This is a genomic window from Stenotrophomonas sp. A3_2 (assembly GCF_036624925.1).
Classification (GTDB): Bacteria; Pseudomonadota; Gammaproteobacteria; order Xanthomonadales; family Xanthomonadaceae; genus Stenotrophomonas; species Stenotrophomonas hibiscicola.
Genome location: NZ_JAZKVY010000351.1, coordinates 1 through 319 on the forward strand (window position 1 = coordinate 1; position 319 = coordinate 319).

The window sequence follows — 319 nt, forward strand, 5'->3', positions numbered from 1 at the left end:
TCAGTTCGCTACTTGGCTGATATTTCAACCAACACCAGGCAAGTTCCACCATCTGCACACGTGTGCTTCGGTTACCGGCTTTGCTGATGCCCTGATCACGCGACACGTCGCCGCTGGCGAAGGGCGCCGGAGCTAACCCAAGGAAGGCCGCGACGTGTCGTCGGCTTTCGAACTTTCGGCAAAAAACCTCTGCAACCAACATTGCCGCGCTGTTCGGACCAATGCCCTTCAGCTGCTCAAGGCGAACCGCTTTCTCTCGGCATGGGAAGGTAGACTCCTCATGGAGCACAACTTCAGCGCGGTTCCGCTCGATGTCCTT

At 57.4% G+C, this 319-nt stretch carries 1 protein-coding gene; it reads right to left on the reverse strand.

The genetic code is table 11. From position 1 onward, the window contains the following. Nucleotides 1-289 (reverse strand): transposase (locus tag R5H29_RS22990; protein ID WP_407073556.1); only part of this gene is annotated, 289 nt, incomplete at its 3' end. Nucleotides 290-319: the final 30 nt, after the last annotated feature.